This window comes from Stenotrophomonas sp. Sm6012 (genome assembly GCF_030985895.1).
In the GTDB taxonomy this organism is placed as follows: Bacteria; Pseudomonadota; Gammaproteobacteria; order Xanthomonadales; family Xanthomonadaceae; genus Stenotrophomonas; species Stenotrophomonas forensis.
This window is the reverse complement of sequence record NZ_JAPTFX010000073.1, coordinates 1-21,949: the sequence shown is the minus strand read 5'-3', so window position 1 is coordinate 21,949 and position 21,949 is coordinate 1. Positions and strand designations below refer to the sequence as shown.

General features: G+C 67.6%; 18 protein-coding genes. 13 read left to right on the top strand and 5 right to left on the bottom strand.

From position 1 onward, the window contains the following. Positions 1-333: 333 nt before the first annotated feature. The 10 genes from pstS to rnt all read left to right on the top strand — a co-directional run bounded on the left by pstS (position 334) and on the right by rnt (position 8,578). Entirely contained in the window at positions 334-1,422 is a 1,089-nt protein-coding gene (gene pstS, locus O0J73_RS13425; protein ID WP_049458236.1) for a phosphate ABC transporter substrate-binding protein PstS, read from the top strand. An 82-nt stretch (positions 1,423-1,504) separates the two neighbouring features. After that, positions 1,505-2,473: a phosphate ABC transporter permease subunit PstC gene (gene pstC / locus O0J73_RS13420; RefSeq protein WP_008267250.1), complete on the top strand. Its 969-nt coding sequence runs from the start codon at positions 1,505-1,507 to the stop codon at positions 2,471-2,473. After that, positions 2,473-3,336: a phosphate ABC transporter permease PstA gene (pstA, locus tag O0J73_RS13415; RefSeq protein ID WP_006428262.1), complete on the top strand. Its 864-nt coding sequence runs from the start codon at positions 2,473-2,475 to the stop codon at positions 3,334-3,336. Before pstC ends, pstA begins: the two co-directional genes overlap by 1 nt. Before the next feature lie 19 nt (positions 3,337-3,355). Continuing rightward, positions 3,356-4,186: a phosphate ABC transporter ATP-binding protein PstB gene (gene pstB / locus O0J73_RS13410; protein WP_005408788.1), complete on the top strand. Its 831-nt coding sequence runs from the start codon at positions 3,356-3,358 to the stop codon at positions 4,184-4,186. A 76-nt stretch (positions 4,187-4,262) separates the two neighbouring features. Continuing rightward, entirely contained in the window at positions 4,263-4,970 is a 708-nt protein-coding gene (gene phoU, locus O0J73_RS13405) for a phosphate signaling complex protein PhoU (RefSeq protein ID WP_006428132.1), read from the top strand. A gap of 227 nt (positions 4,971-5,197) precedes the next feature. Then, a complete protein-coding gene (locus O0J73_RS13400) occupies positions 5,198-5,554 on the top strand; it encodes a hypothetical protein (RefSeq protein ID WP_049456565.1) in 357 nt (118 codons plus the stop codon). Beyond that, positions 5,541-6,416, top strand: a complete 876-nt coding sequence (locus tag O0J73_RS13395; protein ID WP_308308896.1) for a DUF692 domain-containing protein — start codon at positions 5,541-5,543, stop codon at positions 6,414-6,416. The genes O0J73_RS13400 and O0J73_RS13395 overlap by 14 nt, the downstream gene beginning before the upstream one ends. Continuing rightward, complete coding sequence (locus O0J73_RS13390) at positions 6,409-7,164, top strand: putative DNA-binding domain-containing protein (RefSeq protein WP_308308895.1); 756 nt, start codon at positions 6,409-6,411, stop codon at positions 7,162-7,164. The genes O0J73_RS13395 and O0J73_RS13390 overlap by 8 nt, the downstream gene beginning before the upstream one ends. A gap of 23 nt (positions 7,165-7,187) precedes the next feature. Next, entirely contained in the window at positions 7,188-7,709 is a 522-nt protein-coding gene (locus O0J73_RS13385) for a DoxX family membrane protein (RefSeq protein ID WP_006428024.1), read from the top strand. Between the two features lie 284 nt (positions 7,710-7,993). Continuing rightward, positions 7,994-8,578: a ribonuclease T gene (rnt, locus tag O0J73_RS13380; protein ID WP_008267547.1), complete on the top strand. Its 585-nt coding sequence runs from the start codon at positions 7,994-7,996 to the stop codon at positions 8,576-8,578. Between the two features lie 145 nt (positions 8,579-8,723). Here the strand turns inward: rnt and O0J73_RS13375 are convergent, their stop codons facing one another. The 5 genes from O0J73_RS13375 to O0J73_RS13355 form a co-directional block, all read right to left on the bottom strand. Next, on the bottom strand, positions 8,724-11,750 hold the full coding sequence (locus tag O0J73_RS13375) for a two-component regulator propeller domain-containing protein (RefSeq protein WP_308308894.1): 3,027 nt from the start codon (positions 11,748-11,750) through the stop codon (positions 8,724-8,726). 328 nt (positions 11,751-12,078) lie between these two features. Beyond that, positions 12,079-12,849, bottom strand: coding sequence for a PoNe immunity protein domain-containing protein (locus tag O0J73_RS13370; RefSeq protein ID WP_197564108.1), 771 nt, complete (start codon positions 12,847-12,849; stop codon positions 12,079-12,081). 37 nt (positions 12,850-12,886) lie between these two features. Then, the gene (locus tag O0J73_RS13365) at positions 12,887-14,551 is read right to left on the bottom strand and encodes a PAAR domain-containing protein (protein ID WP_308308893.1); all 1,665 of its coding nucleotides are present in this window, start codon (positions 14,549-14,551) and stop codon (positions 12,887-12,889) included. 222 nt (positions 14,552-14,773) lie between these two features. Then, positions 14,774-16,183, bottom strand: coding sequence for an ATP-binding protein (locus tag O0J73_RS13360; protein ID WP_006427864.1), 1,410 nt, complete (start codon positions 16,181-16,183; stop codon positions 14,774-14,776). Positions 16,184-16,189: 6 nt separating this feature from the next. Next, complete coding sequence (locus tag O0J73_RS13355; protein WP_006427862.1) at positions 16,190-16,918, bottom strand: response regulator; 729 nt, start codon at positions 16,916-16,918, stop codon at positions 16,190-16,192. Positions 16,919-17,121: 203 nt separating this feature from the next. Here O0J73_RS13355 and O0J73_RS13350 point away from each other — a divergent pair, with 203 nt between their 5' ends. From O0J73_RS13350 to O0J73_RS13340, 3 genes are read left to right on the top strand one after another with little or no spacing between them, the layout of a single operon-like run. After that, on the top strand, positions 17,122-18,360 hold the full coding sequence (locus tag O0J73_RS13350; RefSeq protein ID WP_053511439.1) for an efflux RND transporter periplasmic adaptor subunit: 1,239 nt from the start codon (positions 17,122-17,124) through the stop codon (positions 18,358-18,360). Continuing rightward, on the top strand, positions 18,357-20,315 hold the full coding sequence (locus tag O0J73_RS13345) for a MacB family efflux pump subunit (RefSeq protein WP_006427858.1): 1,959 nt from the start codon (positions 18,357-18,359) through the stop codon (positions 20,313-20,315). Before O0J73_RS13350 ends, O0J73_RS13345 begins: the two co-directional genes overlap by 4 nt. Beyond that, complete coding sequence (locus O0J73_RS13340) at positions 20,312-21,751, top strand: TolC family protein (protein WP_006427856.1); 1,440 nt, start codon at positions 20,312-20,314, stop codon at positions 21,749-21,751. Before O0J73_RS13345 ends, O0J73_RS13340 begins: the two co-directional genes overlap by 4 nt. Positions 21,752-21,949: the final 198 nt, after the last annotated feature.

Sequence of the window (21,949 nt, the reverse complement as noted above, 5' to 3'; positions counted from 1 at the left end):
CCGTAAACCCGTCCTTGGGGGCTCGGCCACGGCATCCATGCCGTGGACGGTCCTGCACGCCCTGGCCCACCGCCTCTCGACAGTTCATCGGGGGCGCGGTGGGGTCATGGAAGGCAGGAGCAATGGCAAGAGCGTTTGTGGAGCCCTGGCCGTCATATCCGTGCGCAGATCCGGGGTCTGCGGGGTCTCCCGGATCGTGGCCCAGCCCGTGAAACCCTTGTCGGAACGTGATCCAGGACACCTCTGTCATGGTCGTAATACGGCTGTAACAAAAACATCATTTCATAGCCGCATCCGCCGACCCCGTCGGCTCTTCCCCGCTATGGAGTGACCATGAAACTGCACTCGGCCGGCCTTGCCGCCCTTTCCCTGGCCATCGCCCTGGGCCTGTCGGCCTGCGGTGGCGACAAGCAGGCCGCACAGCAGCCGGCTGCCGACGGTGCTGCCGCTCCGGCCGCTGCCGGTGCCAAGGTGACCGCCGAAGTCTCCGGCGCGGGCGCATCCTTCATCTTCCCGCTGGTCTCCAAGTGGTCGGCTGACTACAACGCCAGCACCGGCGCCAAGATCAACTACCAATCGATCGGTTCCGGCGGCGGCATCGCCCAGATCAAGGCCGGCACCGTCGACTTCGGTTCCTCGGACAAGCCGCTGAGCAGCGAAGAACTGGCCCAGGCCGGACTGGCCCAGTTCCCGTCCGCCATCGGCGGCGTGGTGCCGGTGGTCAACATCGAAGGCCTGGAGGGCGGCAAGCTGCGCCTGAGCGGCGCCCTGCTGGCCGACATCTTCCTGGGCAAGGTCAAGACCTGGAACGATCCGGCCATCGTCGCCGCCAACCCGGGCGTGAAGCTGCCGGACGGCAAGATCACCCTGGTCCACCGTTCGGATGGTTCGGGCACCACCTTCAACTTCTCCAACTACCTGTCCAAGGTCAGCCCGGACTGGAAGGCCAAGGTCGGCGAAGGCACCTCGGTGCAGTGGCCGGACGGCGTGGGTGGCAAGGGCAATGAAGGCGTCGCGTCCTACGTGAAGCAGATCAAGGGTTCGATCGGCTACGTCGAACTGGCCTACGCGCTGCAGAACGGCATGCCGTACACCGCCATGCAGAACGCGGCCGGCAACTGGGTCGAGCCGAGCGCGGAGACCTTCGCCGCCGCGGCCGCCAGCGCCGACTGGGCCAGTGCCAAGGACTTCAACCTGGTCATCACCAATGCCCCGGGCGACCAGGCGTGGCCGATCACCGCCACCAACTTCATGCTGATGCAGAAGCAGCCGAAGGACGCCAAGCGCAACCAGGACACCCTGGCCTTCTTCAAGTGGGCCTTCGAGAACGGCCAGGCCCAGGCCAACGAGCTGCACTACGTGCCGCTGCCGGCCGAACTGGTCAAGCAGATCGAGGCCTACTGGGCGACCGACCTGAAGTGATGGACACGACGGTGCCCGCCCCGCGCGGGCACCGCTGCTTCCACGCCATGCCGCCCCGCCCCTTCCTGGCCCAGCCGTCCCCATGAATGCCATCGCCCAGCCTGTAGCCGCCCCGTCCACGCGTGATGCGCGTGATGCCCGCAACGACAAACTGTTCCGATGGGTGCTGGTCGGCACCGTCATCTTCGTCCTGATCGCCCTGGCCTGCGCCGCGCTGTCGATGCTGTGGGGCGGCCGCCATGCCCTGCAGATGCAGGGCCTGAGCTTCTTCTTCTCGGCCGACTGGAATCCGGTCGAAAACAAGTTCGGCGCCCTCGCCCCGATCTACGGCACCCTGGTCACCGCGCTGATCGCGATGGTCATCGCCGTGCCGGTCAGCTTCGGCATCGCCTTCTTCCTCACCGAAGTCGCGCCGCGCTGGCTGCGTGGCCCGGTCGGTACCGCCATCGAACTACTGGCCGGCATCCCCTCGATCATCTACGGCATGTGGGGCCTGTTCGTGCTGGTGCCGGTAATGACCGAGTACGTCACCCCGTTCCTCAACGAAACCCTGGGCGAGTGGCCGATCATCGGCCCGATGTTCCAGGGCCCGCCGCTGGGCATTGGCATGCTCACCGCCGGTTTCGTGCTGGCCATCATGGTCATTCCGTTCATCTCCTCGGTGATGCGCGAAGTGTTCCTGACCGTGCCGACCCGCCTGAAGGAATCGGCCTATGCGCTGGGTTCCACCAAGTGGGAAGTGAGCTGGGACATCGTGCTGCCCTACACCCGCTCGGCGGTGATCGGCGGCATCTTCCTCGGCCTCGGCCGCGCCCTGGGCGAAACGATGGCGGTGGCCTTCGTGATCGGCAACAGCGTGCGCCTGTCGCCATCGCTGCTGGAACCGGGCACCACCATCGCCGCGCTGATCGCCAACGATTTCGGCGAAGCCACTGAAACCTACCGCTCGGCCCTGCTGCTGCTCGGCTTCGTCCTCTTCATCGTCACCTTCGTGGTGCTGGCCATCGCCCGCCTGATGCTGATGCGCCTGTCCCGCAAGGAGGGCAACTGATGTCCACCACCGCTGATTCGCTGTACCTGCGCCGCCGCATCGGCAACGTCGTTGCGATCACCGCATCCTGCGCCACCGCCCTGTTCGGCCTGTTCTTCCTGGGCTGGATCCTGTTCACCCTGGCCTCCAAGGGCCTGGCCGGCATCAACCTGGATCTGTTCACCAAGATGACGCCGCCGCCGATGCAGGAAGGCGGCCTTGCCAACGCCTTCTTCGGCAGCGCCGTGATGTGTGCGCTGGCGATCGGCATCGGCACCCCGCTGGGCGTGCTGGCCGGTACCTGGCTGGCCGAGTACGGCAACGCCCGCAAGGCCGGCACCGTGGTCCGCTTCGTCAACGACATCCTGCTGTCGGCGCCGTCGATCGTGCTCGGCCTGTTCGTCTACACCCTGTACGTGATGCAGACCGGCGGCAACTTCTCGGCATTCGCCGGTGCGCTGTCGCTGGCCTTCATCGTGCTGCCGGTGGTGGTGCGCACCACCGACGAGATGCTGCGCCTGGTGCCCTCGCAGATGCGCGAAGCCGCGCTTTCGCTGGGCATCCCGCAGTGGAAGGTGATCGTGCAGGTGCTGTACCGCAGCGCGTCGGCCGGCATCATCACCGGCATCCTGCTGGCGCTGGCGCGCATTTCCGGCGAAACCGCCCCGCTGCTGTTCACCGCCTTCGGCAACCAGTACTGGAACAACAACATCTTCCAGCCGATGGCCTCGGTGCCGGTGGTGATGAACCAGTTCGCCGGCAGCCCGTATGAATCCTGGCAGGTGCTGGCCTGGGCCGGTGCCCTGGTGCTGACTGTCTTCGTGTTGCTGGTCAGCCTTGCCGCCCGCGGCATCCTGCTGCGCAACCGTATCTCCCATGACTGACCTTTCCGTGGATAACGCCATGAACGACCTTTCCAATGCCGTGCCGATGCAGCGCATCGCCGTGCCGTCCTCGCACGAGAGCCTGCACACGCCGTCGCCGGTCAAGCTGGCCGCGCGTGGACTGGACTTCTACTACGACAAGTTCCACGCCCTGAAGGGCATCAACCTGGAGATTCCGGAAAAGCGCGTGACCGCGCTGATCGGCCCCTCCGGTTGCGGCAAGTCGACCCTGCTGCGCATCTTCAACCGCATCTACGCGCTGTACCCGAAGCTGGAGGCGCGCGGTGAGGTGTTGCTGGACGGCGAGAACATCCTGTCGCCGAAGTACCCGATGAACCGCCTGCGCAGCAAGGTCGGCATGGTGTTCCAGAAGCCGGTGCCGTTCCCGATGACCATCTTCGAGAACGTGGCCTACGGCATCCGCCACCACGAGAAGCTGAGCAAGGCCGACATGGCCGACCGTGTCGAGCAGGCGCTGCGCCAGGGCGCGCTGTGGGACGAAGTGAAGGACAAGCTGGGCCAGAGCGCGCTGGGCCTGTCCGGTGGCCAGCAGCAGCGCCTGTGCATCGCCCGAGCCGTGGCCCTGCGCCCGTCGGTGCTGCTGCTGGACGAGCCGACCTCGGCGCTGGACCCGATCTCGACCAGCCGCATCGAGCAGCTGGTGGAAGAGCTCAAGCACGAGTACACCATTGTCATCGTCACCCACAACATGCAGCAGGCCGCGCGCGTGTCCGACTACACCGCCTTCATGTACCTGGGCGACCTGATCGAGCACGACCGCACGGAAGTGATCTTCTCGCAGCCGTCGCAGCGGCAGACCGAGGACTACATCACCGGTCGCTTCGGCTGAAACGTCAGTCGAGCGTGGCTCGACTCTACAGACAACGGCAGTCGAGCATGGCTCGACCCTACAGAGTGGAACAACCATGAACCTTCCCAACGACCACATCGTCAAGAGCTACGACGAAGAGCAGCAGCGCCTGGTGGCCGAAATCGTGCGCATGGGCGAGATGGCCGTCGCCCAGCTCGAAGCGGCGATGGACGTGATCGAGAAGCGCGACGAGAACGCCGCCCATCGCATCATCGCCAACGATGAAGCCATCGACGCGCTGGAACAGCAGATCAGCCACGACGTGATGCGCCTGGCGCTGCGCGGGCCGATGGCGCGCGACCTGCGCGAGATCCTCGCCGGCCTGCGCATCCCGGCCGACATCGAACGCATCGGCGACTATGCGGCCAATGTCGCCAAGCGTTCGATCGCGCTGGGCAAGGTGCCGCCGCTGCCGCAGATCCAGGGCCTGCGTGCGCTGGGCCGCCTGGCCGCGCAGCAGGTGCGCCGCGCCATCGCCGCCTACCGCGACAACGACGCCGACGCCGCGCTGGCGCTGCGCGAGGACGACGCCCGCCTCGACGCGCAATACACCGCGCTGTTCCGCGAGCTGCTGACCTACATGATGGAAGATCCGCGCAACATCACCCCGTGCACGCACCTGCTGTTCATGGCCAAGAACCTGGAGCGCGTGGGCGACCACGCCACCAACATCGCCGAGAACGTGTGGTTCCTGGTGCACGGCGAGCAGCCGCTGCCGCCGCGCGAGAAGCGCGACGAGACCTCCAGCACCGGGCAGATCTGACGCTGCACTGCAACACGTGAGTTGACTCCATGGTGGCCGCTGTCCTTGCGACAGCGGCCTTCTTGTTTCCGGGCGTTCCGGCCACCGGTCTCCCCTTCTGTAACAAACCTCACGAAAATTTGAGGTCTTGGCGAGGATTCGTTGAGTAGGATCGCTGCACCATCGTTTCCACCGGCACCCCTGCCGGCCACCCGGGCACCCGCCCACACCACCCAGGAGCACGACCGATGAGCAGTTCCAACAAGACCCTGTCCCTGCTGACTGCTACCGCCCTGGCCGCCGGCCTGGGCATGACCGCCAGTGCCTCGGCCCTGAGCATGAGCGACCTCGCCCAGGGCTACCTGGTGGCCGGCCAGGCTGCCAAGGCCAGCACCGATGCCAAGGCCACCGATACCAAGATGGCCGCCGACGCGACCAAGCACGCCGAAGGCAAGTGTGGCGCCGACGGCAAGAGTGCTGAAGGCAAGTGCGGCGCCGACAAGGGCAAGGCCGCCGGTGCTGCCGCCGGTGCCAAGGCCAAGACCGGCGACAAGAAGTCGGCTGAAGGCAAGTGCGGCGAAGGCAAGTGCGGTGGCAAGCACTGACTTCCGCGCCAGCATCGTCCACCCGCGGTCGCCGCTTCGCGCGGCGGCCGCCGGGTTGGGCCTGCGCCGGGCGCTGCTGCAGGATCTGCGAGATGCACCGGCCGGCGACTTCGATTTCCTCGAATGCGCACCGGAAAACTGGATCCATGTCGGTGGGCCCGCCGGCGACGCGCTGGCCGAACTGGCGCAGCACCACCCGCTGAGCTGCCATGGCCTGTCGTTGTCGCTGGGTGGCAGCGCGCCACTGGATACCCAGCTGCTGGAGCAGGTTGGCCACTTCCTCGAAAAGCATCGCGTGCCGCTGTACAGCGAGCACCTGAGTTACTGCAGCGACGACGGCCACCTGTACGACCTGCTGCCGATCCCCTTCACCGATGAAGCGGTGCGCCATACCGCCGCGCGCATCGCCCGCGTGCAGGACCTGCTGGGCCGACGCATCGCGGTGGAGAACGTGTCCTACTACCTGGCACCGGAGCCGGCCATGGACGAACTGGCCTTCACCAACGCCGTGCTTGCAGAAGCCGACTGCGACCTGCTGCTGGACGTCAACAATGTCTACGTCAACGCCTGCAACCACGGCTACGATGCCGACGCCTTCATTGCTGGGCTGCCCGCCGATCGCATCGTCTGCCTGCACGTGGCCGGACACCTGGATGAAGCACCGGACCTGAAGATCGACACCCACGGCAGTGCGGTGATCGATCCGGTCTGGGAGCTGCTGGCGCGCACCTATGCGCGCATCGGCGCGCGCCCGACCCTGCTCGAACGCGACTTCAATTTCCCGCCCTATGCCGAACTGCAGGGCGAGCTGCAGACCATCCGCCGCCTGCAGGCCACGCATGCCGGTGGCAACCATGGCTGAGGATCCCGATTCCCTGCGCGCGCAGCAGCACGCCTTCACCGCGCACCTGCGCGACCCGCAGGCGGTGGCCGCGCCGGCAGGCCTGGAACCGCGTCGCGTGGCGGTCTACCAGCGGCTGCTGTTCAACAACCTGCTCGGCCTGTTGAGCAACGGTTTCCCGGTCTGCGTGCGCCTGCTCGGCGAACCGGCCTGGAGCGCGCTGGTGCGCCAGTACTTCGCCACCCACCGCTGCCAGACGCCGTTGTTCACCGAGCTGGCCGCCGAGTTCGTGCAATGGCTGCAGGCGCAGCCGCAGCTGCCGCATCCGGCACTGGCCGAACTGGCCCACTACGAGTGGGTGGAAACCGCGCTGTACCAGCTGGCCGCCGAGCCCCTGCCGCCCGCGGGCGACATCGATCCGCTGCAGGTGCCGCTGCAGCGCTCGCCGCTGGCCTGGCCGCTGCTGTACCAGTGGCCGGTGTATCGCCTCGGTGCCGAAGACGCGCCGACGCAGCCACCGGTCGAACCGACCGGCCTGCTGGTGCGCCGCGAAGCCGATGGCGAGGTGCGGTTCGCCGCGCTCAGCCCGCTGGCGGTGTACCTGCTGGCCAGTATCGGCGAGCAACCCGGGCTCGACGGCCACACCTACCTGCAGCACCTGGCTGGCGCCCATGGCCTGGCCGAAGACGCTCTGGCCGGACCCGGTGCCGCGTTGCTGCGGCAGTTCCTGCAGGCCGGCGTGATCGGCCAGCTCCCCGCCCCTCCCTGACCCCCTTCCGCGGAGATCCCCTGATGAACCTTCCGACCCTGGCCGTCGCACGCGGCCAGCTGGACCGTCTCGCCCCCTGGTTGGCCCCGCTCGGCCTGCGCCTGCTGCTGGCCTGGGAATTCTTCGAATCCGGCCGCGAGAAACTGCAGGGCCAGAACTGGTTCGCCGACCTGCAGGACGCCTTCCCGTTCCCGTTCGATCAACTACCGCCCGCCCTGAACTGGCAGCTGGCCACCTGGTTCGAACTACTCGGCGCGGCCTGCCTGTTGTTCGGTTTTGGCACCCGTTTCGCCGCCATCGGTCTACTGGTGCTGACGGTGGTGGCAACGTATGCCGTGCACTGGCCGATGGAATGGCACTCACTGGGCGACCTTGCGATGGGCTATGCGATCAGCGACCAGGGCTTCGGCAACTTCAAGCTGCCGGTGCTGTTCATGGCAATGCTGCTGCCGTTGATCTTCACCGGTGCCGGCAAGCTGAGCGTGGATGCGTGGTTGGCACGGTGGTTTCCATCGGGCATGACGGTCCGGCCCGCGGCCCGGTAGGCACCGACCGGGGTCCGGCGCGCGCTGTGCCAACCAAGGTTGGCACCTACCGGGTTCCAAAGGTTGGCACCTGCCGGGTTCCAGGGGTTGGCACCTGCCGGGAACCTGGTGCTGTGGTGCTCCTGTGGGTGTCGACCCTGGTCGACACGCTCCTGCGCAGGGAACCCGTGCGCCACAGGCCAGCCGGGCGCTCGGGGGCGCTCTGCTAGAATTCACGCATGACTGACCCCACTCCCGCACCTGCCGCCGCTCCCGATTCCGCAGTTCCCCAGGCGCAGCGCGCGATGTCACAACGCTTCCGCGGCTTCCTGCCGGTGGTGGTCGATGTGGAAACCGGCGGTTTCGACAGCCAGCGCAATGCGCTGCTGGAAATCGCCGCCGTGCCGATCGAGATGGACGAGAACGGCCTGCTTTACCCCGGCCAGACCGCCAGCGCACACGTGGTGCCGGCCGAGGGCCTGGAGATCGATCCGAAGTCGCTGGAAGTGACCGGCATCATCCTCGACCACCCGTTCCGTCTGGCCAAGGAAGAGAAAGCGGCACTGGACCACATCTTCGTCCCGGTGCGTGCCGCGATGAAGAAGTACGGCTGCCAGCGCGCGATCCTGGTCGGCCACAACGCCCATTTCGACCTCGGTTTCGTCAATGCGGCCGTGGCGCGCACCGGTCACAAGCGCAATCCGTTCCATCCGTTCAGCGTGTTCGACACGGTCACCCTGGCCGGCATCGCCTACGGGCAGACCGTGCTGGCGCGTGCGGCCACGGCGGCCGGACTGGGCTGGGACGCGAATGAAGCGCACAGCGCGGTGTACGACACCGAGCAGACGGCGCGCTTGTTCTGCACGATTGCCAACGCCTGGCCGCGCTGAAGCCACGCTTCGCCGCGCTGTCGCGCGATAGTCGAGCATGGCTCGACTCTACAGGTCTGCGTGGGTGAATTCCGTGGTGGGTGCCGACCGTTGGTCGGCACTGTCGGTTGGGCATCCCATCCATCCACGCCATGCGTGGATGCGATCAACCAATACTCGTACGATCGCGGCCGTCGGTCTTGGCCCGGTATAGCGCGCGGTCGGCGCGCTGGTACAGCAGCGCCGGGGTGCGGTCGTCGGCGTCCAGCTCCACCAGGCCTGCGCTGAAGGTCACGCGCAGGCCATCCACGCCGGCCCAGTCCGGATGGTCATGGAACAGCCCGCGCAGGCGCGCGCACAGCTGCGCGGCTTCTTCCAGGCGGGTGTCGTTGAGCAGCAGCGCGAACTCTTCGCCACCGGTGCGCGCGGGCAGGTCCGAATCGCGGCTGGCCGCGGCGATCAGTCGCGCCACCTCCACCAGCACCGCATCGCCGATGCTGTGGCTGTGGCGGTCGTTGACGTCCTTGAAGTGATCGATGTCCAGCACCACCAGGCACAGCGGATGACCGCTGCGCTGCGAGCGGGCGAAGTCGCGGGCCAGGGTTTCATCGAAGCCGCGGCGATTGGCCAGCCCGGTCAGGGCATCTTCGCGGGCCTGCCGCTCGAAGGCCTCGGCCTGCCGCGCCAGGCGCTCGGCCAGCTCGGTCTTTTCCTGGTTCAGCGCCTGCAGGTGCACGGTCTTGGCCTGCAGGTCGAAGGTCGCCTCGTCCACGCGCCGGGCCAGGCGCAGGTTGCTCGCCTTCAGCTGCTGCAGCAGCAGGCGGTACAACGCCACCAGGCCGGCCAGCAGCAACAGCCCGCCCAGCGCCTGCACGCTGCGGCGCTGCCACCAGAACGGCTCCACGGTGAAGCTCCACACCGCTTCCTGCTGGCCCCAGGCCCCCGCCGGGTGCGCAGCGGCCACGTGCAGGGTGTAATCCCCCGGTGGCAGGCCAACGAACTCGACGCTGCGCTGCGGGCCGCGTTCAACCCAGCCGGCATCCAGCCCATCCAGCCGCGTGCGGTAGCGGATCCGGTCGGACATCAGGTAGCTCAGGCCCACGTAGCTCACCGCCAGGCGACGGCCGCCGGGAATGTAGTTGCGGTCGGGGCCTTCCCAATGCACCGGCGCACCATCCACCTGCACGCTCTCGATCGCCGCCGGCGGTGACGGGCGTTCACGGAAGCGCTGCAGGCGCTGCGGATCGACCGTGCTCAGCCCGCCCGCGGTGACCACCCAGAACGTGCCGTCCTGGCGCAGGATCGCCGACGGGCCCGAACTGCCGTTGGCCTGCGCGTTGGCCATGCCGTCGATCTCGTTGTAGCGCTCCACCAGCACCCGCGGCGCGCGGCCGTCGGCCACCGCATTGAGCGTGGCCATGTCGGTGCGCAGCACGCCGCGATTGCTGCTGACCCACACGTTGCCAAGGCGGTCGGGCACCAGCTGGAACACCGCATCCACCGGCATGCCCTGCTCCAGGCCTACCCGCGCCAGCCGGCCGTTCTGCCAGCGGTACAGGCCGCGGTCGCTGCTGATCCACATCGCATCGCCCAGCTGATGGAAGCCGAACACGCTGCGGCCGCCGCCCATCGGGGCCAGGTCGATCGACTGCACGTGGTTGCCGCGCAGCACGCGGATGCCTTCGATGGTGCCGATCCACAGGTTGCCCTGGTGGTCATGCTCGAGCGCGGTGATCAGGCCACCGGGCATGCCCGGCACGCTCGATACCTGCACGCGGTCGCCGTCGATGCGGACCACGCCCTTCTGCGTGCCGGCCCAGACCACGCCCTGCGCATCCACGCTGATCGCGCGGATGTTGCCTCCCGGCATGCCATCGGCGGCCGCATAGTTGTGCCGCAGGCTGCCGTCAGGGCCGAGGCGGTAGACACCGTCACCGAAGGTGCCGACCCACAGATCCCCCGCCGGGCCCTGCGCCAGGCTGAGGACCGACGGCGCCTTGCCGCCCCGGTTGTGCAGCGGCACCGCACGGAAGCGGCCGTCCGGCGTCTGCAGGTCCAGGCCGCTGGCGCTGCCGACCCACAACTGGCGGTCACGGTCCTCGAACACGGTGCGCACATAGTCGCCACTGAGGCCATCACGCTCGGTGTAGCTGCTGAACAGTGTCTCGCGCAGGCGGTACAGGCCGCCGTTGGCACCCACCCAGATGCTGCCCTCCGCATCCTCGCGCAGGCTGACAACGCGCCCGCCGGGCAGGTTCAACCCCGCCGGCAGCCGCTCCAGCCCATGCGTGGAGATCCGCAGCAGGCCCTGGTTCTCGGTACCCAGCCACAGGTCGCCGTGGCGGTCCTGCAGCATCGCGGTCATGTGCAGCTGGCCCGGCAGGCGGTGCACCAGCACCAGCTGATCGTCCTCCACCCGGTACAGGCGCTCGCCGGCGACGATCCACAGGGCACCATCCGGAGCGCGGTATGGCCACGACAGCCCGGTACCCGCGCCCAGGCCCCACGCGGCGGGTGCGCGCTTGAGCACACCGTCGTTGTCACGCAGCACCAGCCCATCGAGCGTGCCGATCCAGACCCGGTCCTGCGCGTCGACCACCAGTTTGGTGAAGCTCATCGCCATCGGCAGATCAGCCGCCGGTGCCTGGTAGACGATGCCCTTGTCCGGCACCAGGTAGCCGAGCCCCTTGCCTTCGTACAGCAGCCACAGGCGCCCCTGGCTGTCCATCTGCATGGACTGGATCAGCACCTGCGGGGTATCGCCCTGGTGCTCCCACACCCGCCACTGGCCGTCGTTGCCGCGATGGCTGACATTGCCGCGCGAATCGCTGATCCACAGCCCGCCCTGGCGATCCACGTAGAGCGCGCCGATGCCGTTGTCGCGCAGGCCCGGGCGGGTGCTGCGGTCGAACACGGTGAAATCCAGGCCGTTGTAGCGCACCAGGCCTTCCCAGGTGGCAAACCAGAGATGCCCCTCCGGAGTCTGCGCGATGTCACGCAGCGAGTTGTGCGGCAGGCCGTTGCGCGAGGTCCAGACATCGATCGCGTAGTCCCGCAGCGGTGGCGCGCCTTCCTGTGCCGCCAGTGGCGCGGCCACGGCCAGCAGCAGCCACAGCAGCCCCTGCCGCAATGCCCGCCTGAATGATGATCCGCGGCGCTCCGCCCAGCGCCTCGTGTCCCCCTGTCCGCCCATCAGTGCAGTGGCGGTGGCCAGCGGTGGCTGCGGGGTCTGGCAGCGTGCGGAAACGCGCGGGCAACGCGGGGCGGCGTGCCGACGGGAACAGGCTGGCTCATCGGGGGGCGTCTGGGGAGATGCGCGAATGATAGGGCAAACGCCAGCCCGCCGCGCCTAATCAGCCATGGACCACGCCCGCGGCAACAACGGCTGGCTTTCAGATCCAGCCGTGCAGGCGATGCGGGTTTGCGGCGGGAGGGCTTGGTCCGGTACAGCGTCCGATCCCAGGCGGTGACCACAGGCCGGTCCAGAAGACCCCTCGCCTGGCCCCTCAGCGGAGGGATAACTACGTCCTGTCACCGGCACGACGCCTGTAATGGGCTACCAGATCGGCCGGGTAGTACTCGTGGTCGCGGAAGCTCGAATCGTCGATGTCGAACAGCATCACGACCAGCGCGGCCTCGAAGGCCCAGTAGCCCATGTAGCCGCTGTCGTCGTCACGGTGATTCCCGTGCCAGTACACGTTGCGGCTGCCTGCATACCAGCCGTCCAGGAACTCCTTTACGAGCCCGGGCCGGCCCGACGGTGAGGCGATTGCTTCCATGAGCGGGAGGTATTGGCGATACAACACCTCAGTGGAAACGGGCCGGCCCGCATCCCCCAGCGCAACTGCGATCGCGTCGAAGAGCTTGTCTTTTCCGGCGATCCGCAGCAACTTCAAGCTTCGTTGAATGTACTCTCGCCCCATATCCAGCGAGAGCGCGAAAGCCAGCCACCATAGCCATTGCACGAAGTGATCTTGCCGGATGTCCTCGAACTGGAAACGGTAACTTCTCTCACCGGTCTCCAGTAGATCGCAGAGTTTGCTCATCTTCTCGCGCACTGGAAGGAGCGACCTCACCTCACCCTTGATTGATTCGATGTCATCACCTCGGGAATATCGCATTACCACCACTCCCAACACTGAATCGAAAAGCCTTGAGGCAGCAAGAACACGCCCTTTGCGCGGCAGTTCATCCCCCGCGATTCTCGATTCCTTTCGATGAATCGAGGCTCTCTCATGCTCGATCCAGCGGTCAAAGTAGCTTCTGTTCTTGCGCGAATCTCGCATTTTCATTGTTGGATCAAACCCTTAATTGACTCCGAAGCGGTCATCAATCGATTCTGACAGTCCCAACCGTTCCGTCTTCGGCCACTCTGACAACAAGCTTCTCGACGCGCCCCTCTTCCAGAGCTTCTACAATCTTCTCTGCCTCATCCTTACCAACTTTCGCCTCTAGACGCTTTCCAATCCACTCATCATCCATCTGCCGCGTACCGTCCCTGCACGGCCCACCCAAACGGCCCGTGTTGTACTTCGCTTCAGTGATCACATAGTCAGGCGGCGGATCCGGGTGGCTGTAGACCCCATCGATGCCATTCTCTCCCGGACGATACACGCCATCGGTCTTCCCCACTGGCGTCAGTCCCTTGTCCAGCATCGCCTGATGCGCTCTCGCCTCGCCGAACGCAGCACCTGCGGCGCGCGTGCGCGGCAACCGGGTTTCCACCACCCCATCGGCATCCGGCGCCCGGCTTTCCGTGTGCCGACGCTTGCGCGCGCGCAATGCCCGCGCCAATGCCGTGAACGCCTCACCCAGCTCGTCCAGCAGCGCTGCCAGACGCTGTCCCAGCCGCCCGATCCGGGCCGCCCAGGCTGCGCCGCCATAGGCGGTTCCGGCCGTGCCTGCGCTGAACGCGCCCAGCAGCACGCTGATAACGACATCGAGCGCAAACTGGCTACCGTAACGCTGGGTCAACTCCTGCAGCTCGTCTGGCGGTACCGCCTTCGCCCAGTACGCGGGGAACGTCGCCAACAGCTGCCAGGTCGGGCCGTCGTCGAACAGCAGGATCAGCTGCTCCTTGATCGTACTGGCCTTGTCCAGCACCTGCTCGCCTGCTGCACGATGCCCTGCAATGCGTGCATCCAGCCCGTTCCAGTCACCTGCCAGCAGCAGTCCGCTCAGTTCGCGCAGTTCCGCATCGGCCTTGAAGCGCAGCACCGCCAGTTGCCACACCGTTTCCACGCTGCCACTGACCCAGTCCCATGCCCCCTTCGTCTGGCCTTCGATGCGGTTCAGCTCCATCAGGAAGGCCCGATGAGCAGCGTTGGCACTGTTCCATTGTCGCCAGTCCGCAGCAAAATCCTGCCGGGTCTGCTGCACGATGCGCTGCAGGGCGGCGCGAAGTCGTTCGCGGCAGGCCTCAATCTCAGCCGAGTCGGCGCTGCCGGCCTCGTGCTGGTAGATCACCTGCACCGGCCCCACGCTCACCTGCGGCAGACGTGCACGGCCTTCGTCATCGAGATGGCCGCTGAACACGCGGCCATCGGACAGGGTCGCCCGGTAACTGACACCGCGCGCGGGCGTACAGTCCAGGTCGCCGTAATGGCAATGCAGCACGACCTCGCGCGTAGCTGCCACATCGCGGGCAACGAAACCGCTGGACGGTGGCCTGGCGCTCCACAGGTTCACCTCCGCCGGCGCGGTAGGCGCCGCGGAGACCGACGCACGGCCACCGCCGTCAACCACATACACCAGCGACTGAGCGCCTCCGAGCAACCTGCAGCCACAGGCCAGCGAATCGCCTTCGCGCGCGATCGGCTTGCCATCGACGATCAGCGTCGGGTCCCCGGTGACGATCTCGAACGCGCCCCCATGCTTTGGACACGTCGCCTTGTCACCCACGCAGGCCACGGCCTTGCCTTCGATATCCGTATTCGACGATCCGGTCAGCACCCGCCCGCCGCCCGTGGTGGCGTCGCCGACCACGATCCACATCCGTGCCATCTGCCATCCGCGAGAAACTTCGATGGCTTCAGGTGACGGGCCGCACGCAGCGCAGGCAATTCAATGCTGACGCAATTGCCCCGACCGTCTAGGCAACGCCTTGCAACGCAGGCGATTACCGCACGTGACGCATTCGCCCTATCGCGCCGCAAGCAGGGCTATCGCGTCAGTATCCGGCGGGGCCTGTCGGAATGCAGCCCCTCCCGCGTCGACTCAGCCGGCGCGGCCCGGCGGCACCACCTGCGCACTGGCCGGCCACTGCACCACGGCTTCCAGCCCGCCTTCGGCGCGATTGCGCAGCCACAGGCGCGCACCATCCTTCTCGGCCAGCGCGCGGGCAATGGTCAGCCCCAGCCCGGCACCACCGGTTTCGCGCGAGCGCGAGGTTTCCACCCGCACGAACGGGTCGAACACCGCTTCCAGCTGGTCCTCGGCCAGCCCGGGGCCATCATCGGCCACCATCACGGTGATCGCGCCGCCACTGCGCTCCACCCGTACCCGCACGCGCTGGGCGTACATCACCGCGTTGTCCACCAGGTTGGAGAACAGGCGGTGCATGGCCAGCGGGCGCAGCATCAGCACCGCACCGGTCCCCCCTTCGAAGACGACATCGGCGCCGCCTTCGGCGGCATCTTCAACGATGCTCTCCAGCAGTGAATCCAGGTCCAGCGCCGCACGCTGCTCGGCACTTTCGGCGCTGCGTGCCAGTTCCAGGCCTTCGCGCACCAGTGCCTGCATTGCCGCCAGATCGCCGATCAGGCGCTCGCGCAGCACCTCGTCGGTGACATTTTCCAGGCGCAGGCGCAGGCGGGTCAGCGGGGTCTGCAGGTCGTGGGTGATCGCCGCCAGCATCTGCGTGCGCTCGGCCAGATGCCGCTGCAGGCGGTGCTGCATCGCGTTGAAGGCTTCCGCCGCACGCTGCACTTCGCGCGGTCCGCGCAGGGGCAGCGGATCCCGCTGCAGGTCATCGCCCAGGTCTTCGGCAGCGGCCGCCAGCTCCTGCAGCGGCGCGCTGGCCATGCGCGCGACGATGTACGCCAGCACCGCGATCGCCAGTACCAGCAGGGTCAGGAACCACGGGTCGACGGCGAGGATGCCGTTGTGGGCCACCGCTGGCGAGTCCAGCGCCAGCTTCAGCAGCGTACCGTCGTTGAGGGTTACGTCGACCGCGCGGCACTTGGGCGGAATGAACGCCGGATCGCGCTCGCGCGGATGCTTGCGATGCCCGGGCGGCGGCGGCGGCAGCAGGTCCTGCAGCTTCGGAATGCAGGAGCGGAACGAAGTGAAGTGCACGTGCGCGCGCGACACCGGGCCGGGCCGGTCATCGAGCACTTCCATCAAGGCCGTATCGGCCCGGCCCAGGCGTGCGCCCGGCAGCAGCGCACGCACGCTGGGGCCACCGACTTCCAGCAGCCGCTCGCGCAGTTCGGGGTTGCCGTCCAGCAGGTTGACGTAGCCCTGCAGGCGGTCGGCGATGCGATTCAGGTTCTGCCGCTCGAACTCCTGCTGGCGCTTGGAGGTGGCCAGCATGGTCGCGCCGATCGCGGCCACGCTCATGCCCAGCAGCAGGATCACGAACAGCCGCCCGACCATCGAGGACAGGAAATGGCGCAGGCGCTTCATCGCGACCTATTCCAGGTTGACCGACGAGGCCAGCACGTAGCCTTCGTTGCGCACCGTCTTGATCAGGCCGTCCGGCCCGCCGTCGTCGCCCAGCTTGTTGCGCAGCCGGCTGACCTGCAGGTCGATCGCGCGGTCCTGCGCCTCGTAGTTGCGGCCACTGCTGAGCGCCACCAGCTGCTCGCGCGACAGCACCTTGTTGGCATGCGCGATGAACACCCGCAGCAGCCGGAACTCGGCACCGGACAGCACCACCACGCGATCGTCCGGGTCCACCAGGTGGCGGTGCTCCAGGTCGAATATCCAGCGCGAGAAGCGCGCGCGGCGTACCGCCAACGGCTCCAGGTTGGCCGGCAGCGCTTCGGTGCGGCGCAGCACGTTGCGGATGCGCGCCAGCAGCTCGCGCGGCTCGAACGGCTTGGCCAGGTAATCATCAGCGCCCATTTCCAGGCCCAGCACGCGGTCGATCGGCTCGGCACGCGCGGTGAGCATGATCACCGGCGTGTTCGAGCGCGCGCGCAGGTCGCGGCATAGGGTCAGGCCATCTTCGCGCGGCAGGTTGAGGTCGAGCACGATCAGGTCCACGTGCTCGCGGTCCAGCAGCTGGCGCATGGCGGTGCCATCGGCGGCCGTGCTCACCTGGTAACCGGCGCGGCCAAGCTGTTCGGCCAGCAGGGTCCGGATGTCGTTGTCGTCGTCGACGATCAGCAATCGATGCATCGTGTTTTCAGTCTCCATGTCGCGATCATCCCGTGTCGGCAGCTGAACCGCATCCGGGGCAATGCGTACCAGTGTATCCAGCCGAGGCCGCGATACCTGTGGTTACGCGTATTCACCGACAGTGTTACATAGAGACATACCCCGAGGATTGGCCCCCTGCCGGTCGATCTTCACAATGCCCACCAACGCCGCTGCCGCGGCCCCGAGAGTGAAGCCACGACGTGAGTTTCCGCCTGCTGCCCGCGACCCGCCGGGGTCGACTGATACTGATCGCCCTGCTCGCCCTTGCCGTTGCCGTCGCTGCCTGGTGGCTGCTGCGCAAGCCTGCCGCCCCGGCGGTGGCGACCACCCCGGTCAGCCGCGGCGACATCGAGCAGACCGTGGAGGCCACCGGCGTGATCGATGCCTACAAGCTGGTCAGCGTGGGTGCGCAGGCCTCGGGCCAGATCAAGTCGCTGAAAGTGCAGCTGGGCGACACGGTGAAGGAAGGCGACCTGATCGCCGAGATCGACGCCACCACCCAGCAGAACCAGGTGCTCAACGCGCAGGCCTCGCTGGACCAGGTCACCGCCCAGCGCGCGGTGCAGCAGGCCACCCTGCGCCAGGCCGAACTGGAGTTCGCGCGCCAGCAGCAGATGCTGGCCGCCGAGGCCACCTCGCGCCAGGAATACGATGCCGCCGAGGCGCAGCTGAAGACCGCCCGTGCCCAGCTGCAGTCCTACGAGGCGCAGATCAAGGGCCGCGAAACCGAGCTGGGCACCGCCCGCGCCAACCTGGCCTATACCCGCATCACCGCGCCGATGGACGGCACCGTGGTCGCGGTGGTGGCCGAGGAAGGCCGCACCGTCAACGCCAACCAGACCGCACCGACCATCGTCATGCTGGCGCGGCTGGACGTGGTTACCGTCAATGCCGAGATCTCCGAGGCCGACGTGGTCAAGATCAAGGCCGGCATGCCGGTGTACTTCACCACGCTGGGCGACCCGGACCGCAAGTACCACGCCAAGCTCCGCCAGATCAATCCGGCGCCGGCCTCGATCGCCAACGAGAGCTCGTCCAGTTCCAGCAGCTCGTCCAGTTCCAGCTCCAGCAGCGCGGTCTACTACAACGCGCTGTTCGACGTGGAGAACCCGGACGGCACGCTGCGCATCGACATGACCGCGCAGGTCTCGGTGCTGCTGAAGCAGGCCAAGGGCGTGCTGATGGTGCCGTCGGTGGCACTGGGCCCCAAGCGCCGTGGCGATGAGCGCACGGTGCGGGTGCTGGACGACAAGGGCCAGCCGCAGCCGCGCAAGGTCACCGTGGGCATCAACAACGGTGCATCGGCCGAGATCCTGTCCGGGCTGAAGGAAGGCGAGCGCGTGGTGGTCGGCGAAGCCAGCGCGGCCGGCGCCGCCGGCGGCGGCAACCGAGGCGGCATGCAGATGCGGGTCGGTGGCCCGGGCATGGGGCGCCGATGAGCATGACGGCGCCGCTGCTGCGCCTGCGCGACCTGCGACGCGAATTCCCGGCCGGCGAGGATGTCATCGCCGTGCTGCGCGACGTGAACCTGGATATCCATGCCGGCGAGATGGTGGCCATCGTCGGCCAGTCCGGTTCGGGCAAGTCGACGCTGATGAACATCCTCGGCTGCCTCGACCGCCCGACCCGCGGCAGCTACCAGGTGGCCGGCCGCGAAACCGGAAAGATGGAGCCGGACGAGCTGGCCGAGCTGCGCCGCGAGCATTTCGGTTTCATCTTCCAGCGCTACCACCTGCTGGGCGACCTGGATGCGCGCGGCAATGTGGAAGTGCCGGCGGTGTACGCCGGCAGTCCCGGCCCGGTGCGCAACGCGCGTGCCGAGCAGCTGCTGCAGCGGCTGGGCCTGGGAGACCGCATGCACCACAAGCCGGGCCAGCTGTCCGGCGGCCAGCAGCAGCGCGTATCGATCGCGCGCGCGCTGATGAATGGTGGCGAGGTGATCCTGGCCGATGAACCGACCGGCGCACTCGACACGAAATCCGGCGAGGAAGTGATGGCGATCCTCGGCGAGCTGCACGCCGAAGGCCACACCATCATCATCGTTACCCATGACATGAGCGTGGCCCAGCACGCACAGCGCATCATCGAGATCCGCGATGGCGAGATCATCGCCGACCGCGCCAATCCGGACGCGCCAAGCTACCGCGCGCAGCGCGAAGCCAGCACCGGCGTCTCCCACGGCAACAGCTGGCGCGCCGCACGCGACCGCTTCACCGAAGCGTTCCGCATGGCGCTGCTGGCGATGAACGCACATCGGCTGCGCACCTTCCTGACCATGCTCGGCATCATCATCGGCATTGCCTCGGTGGTCTCGGTGGTGGCGCTGGGCAACGGCTCACAGCAGCAGATCCTGCAGAACATCAGCGCGCTGGGCACCAACACCATCGACGTGTACCCCGGCCGCGGCTTCGGCGACATGCGCTCGGCACGCGTGCAGACGCTCAAGGCCAGCGATGCCGACGCCCTGGCCAAGCAGAGCTACGTGGACAGCGCCACCCCCAGCGTGTCGACCTCGGTCACCGCGCGCTACCGCAACCAGTCCTCCACCGCCCAGGTCAGCGGTGTTGGCGAGCAGTTCTTCCGGGTCAAGGGCGTGACCCTGCTCAGCGGCAGCTTCTTCGATGCCGATGCGGTGAAGGGCCTGGGCCAGGTGGCGGTGATCGACGAGAATACCCAGACCCAGTTCTTCCCCGATGTCGACCCGGTCGGCCAGGTGATCCTGCTCGGCAACGTGCCGGCGCGGGTGGTGGGCGTGGCCAAGCGCCAGAGCTTCGGTTTCGGTGGCAGCACCAGCCTGAGCGTGTGGGTGCCGTACACCACGGTGATGTCGCGCATGCTGGGCCAGAGCCACGTATCCAGCATCACCGTGCGTGTGGATGACAGCACACCGATGGATGCCGCGCAGGAGGCGATCACCCGCCTGCTGACGATGCGCCACGGCACCGAGGATTTCTTCCTCAGCAACAGCGCCGAGATCCGCGACACCATCGAGCAGACCACGCGCACGATGACCCTGCTGATCGGCGCGATCGCCGCCATCGCACTGCTGGTCGGCGGCATCGGCGTGATGAACATCATGCTGGTCTCGGTGACCGAGCGTACCCGCGAGATCGGTGTGCGCATGGCCGTCGGCGCCCGCCAGAGTGATATCCGCCAGCAGTTCCTGATCGAAGCGGTACTGGTGTGCCTGCTCGGCGGCGTGCTCGGCATCGGCCTGGCCCTGCTGCTGGGCTCGATGATCGGCCGCTTCGCCAGCGACTTCCAGGTGCTGTTCTCCACGGCCTCGATCATCGCTGCGTTCGCCTGCTCGACCCTGATCGGCGTGGCGTTCGGATTCCTGCCGGCACGCAACGCGGCGCAGCTCGACCCGGTGGAGGCCCTGGCCCGCGAATGAAGATGATGACCCGACTGCCCTTCCCTGCTCCCTCGCGCCTGCTGCTGGCTGGCGCCGTGCTGCTCGCCCTGTCGGCCTGTGCGTCGGTCGGCCGCTATCCGATAAAGGAACCGGACGTGGCGGCCCGCTACGGCCGGGGCGATGCCACCCTCAACGCACCGGCCGACGAGCCGCGCAGCAGCCTGGACACACCGGGCCGCGACATCCGCCAGGACACCTGGTGGACCGGCTTCGGCGATGAACGCCTGGACCGCCTGGTGGCGCAGGCACTGGCCGCCAACAGCGACCTGGCCGCCGCCGGCCTGGCGGTGCAGCGCTCGCGCCTGCAGGCCGGGCTGGCCAGCAACGCATTGTGGCCGCAGCCCTCGTCGTCCGGTGTCAGCGGCAATGCCAGCCGCGCCACCGACCAGGCTGACGACTGGCGTCGCAGCTACTCCACCGGTGTCTCGCTGGGCTGGGAAGTGGACCTGTGGGGCCGCCTGCGCACCCAGCGCGACATCGCCCGCTGGGAAGCGCAGGCCAGCGAGGAAGACCGCCAGAACACCGCACTGCTGGTGATCGGCGACACCATCAACCAGTACTGGAACCTGGCCTATCTCAACCAGTCGATCGCTACCGGCCAGGCCAACCTGGAGCGCCTGGAACGCACCCGCGAACTGGTGCAGGCCCGCTTCGACGCCGGTGCGGTATCGCGCCTGGAAGTGCGCCAGGCACTGCAGAACCTGCAGTCGCAGCGCTCCTCGCAGAGCGCTCTGGAACAGCAGCGGGTGGAGGCGCGCAATGCGCTGACCGTGCTGCTGGACGGCACGCCCTGGCCGCAGCAGGACGAACCGCAGGACCTGCTGGGTGCGCGCAGTCCCGGTATCGCCGAGGGCCTGCCGACCGACCTGCTCGGCCGCCGTCCCGACCTGCGCGCGGCCGAACTGCGCCTGCGCAACAGCCTGAAGACCATCAAGGTGACCGCCACCCAGTACTACCCGGCGCTGAGCCTGACCGGCAGCCTCGGTTCCAGCGCGACCTCGCTGGGCGATGTGCTGCGCAACCCGGTGGCCACGCTGGGCGCCGGCCTGTCGTTGCCGTTCCTCAACCTGCAGCGCGCGCAGCTGGATACCGACATCGCGGGCACCGCCTACCAGATCGCCGCCACCAACTTCCGCAAGACGCTGTACACCGCGCTCTCGGAAGTGGACAACGCACTGTCGGCACGTGAGCAGCTGGCGCGCCAGGTGGCGGCCTCGCAGGCCTCGTACGACGAAGCGGTGGAAGTGGAGCGCGCGCAGGAAGTGCGCTATCGCGTGGGTGCCACCGACCTGCGCACCTGGCTGGAGGCACAGCAGACGCGGCGCGATGCCGAGCTGTCGCTGGCGCGCGTGCGCCAGGGCCAGCTGAACAACGACGTGACCCTGTTCAAGGCGCTGGGCGGCAGCGCGGGGTGAGGCGATGCGGGGCTGCGCCCCGCACCCGCCAAAACAACGTCAACATCAACGTCAACAACGGGGCATTCCGTTGAATGGCGGGGTGGGTCCGGTGACAGGGAACGCCGTGAACCCCCCTCCGGGGTCCGGCCCAGCCGCTGGCGGCTGTGCGTTCGGGCGCTTGCGAAGCAGTGCTTCGCAAGCAAAGCGCCCTCACCC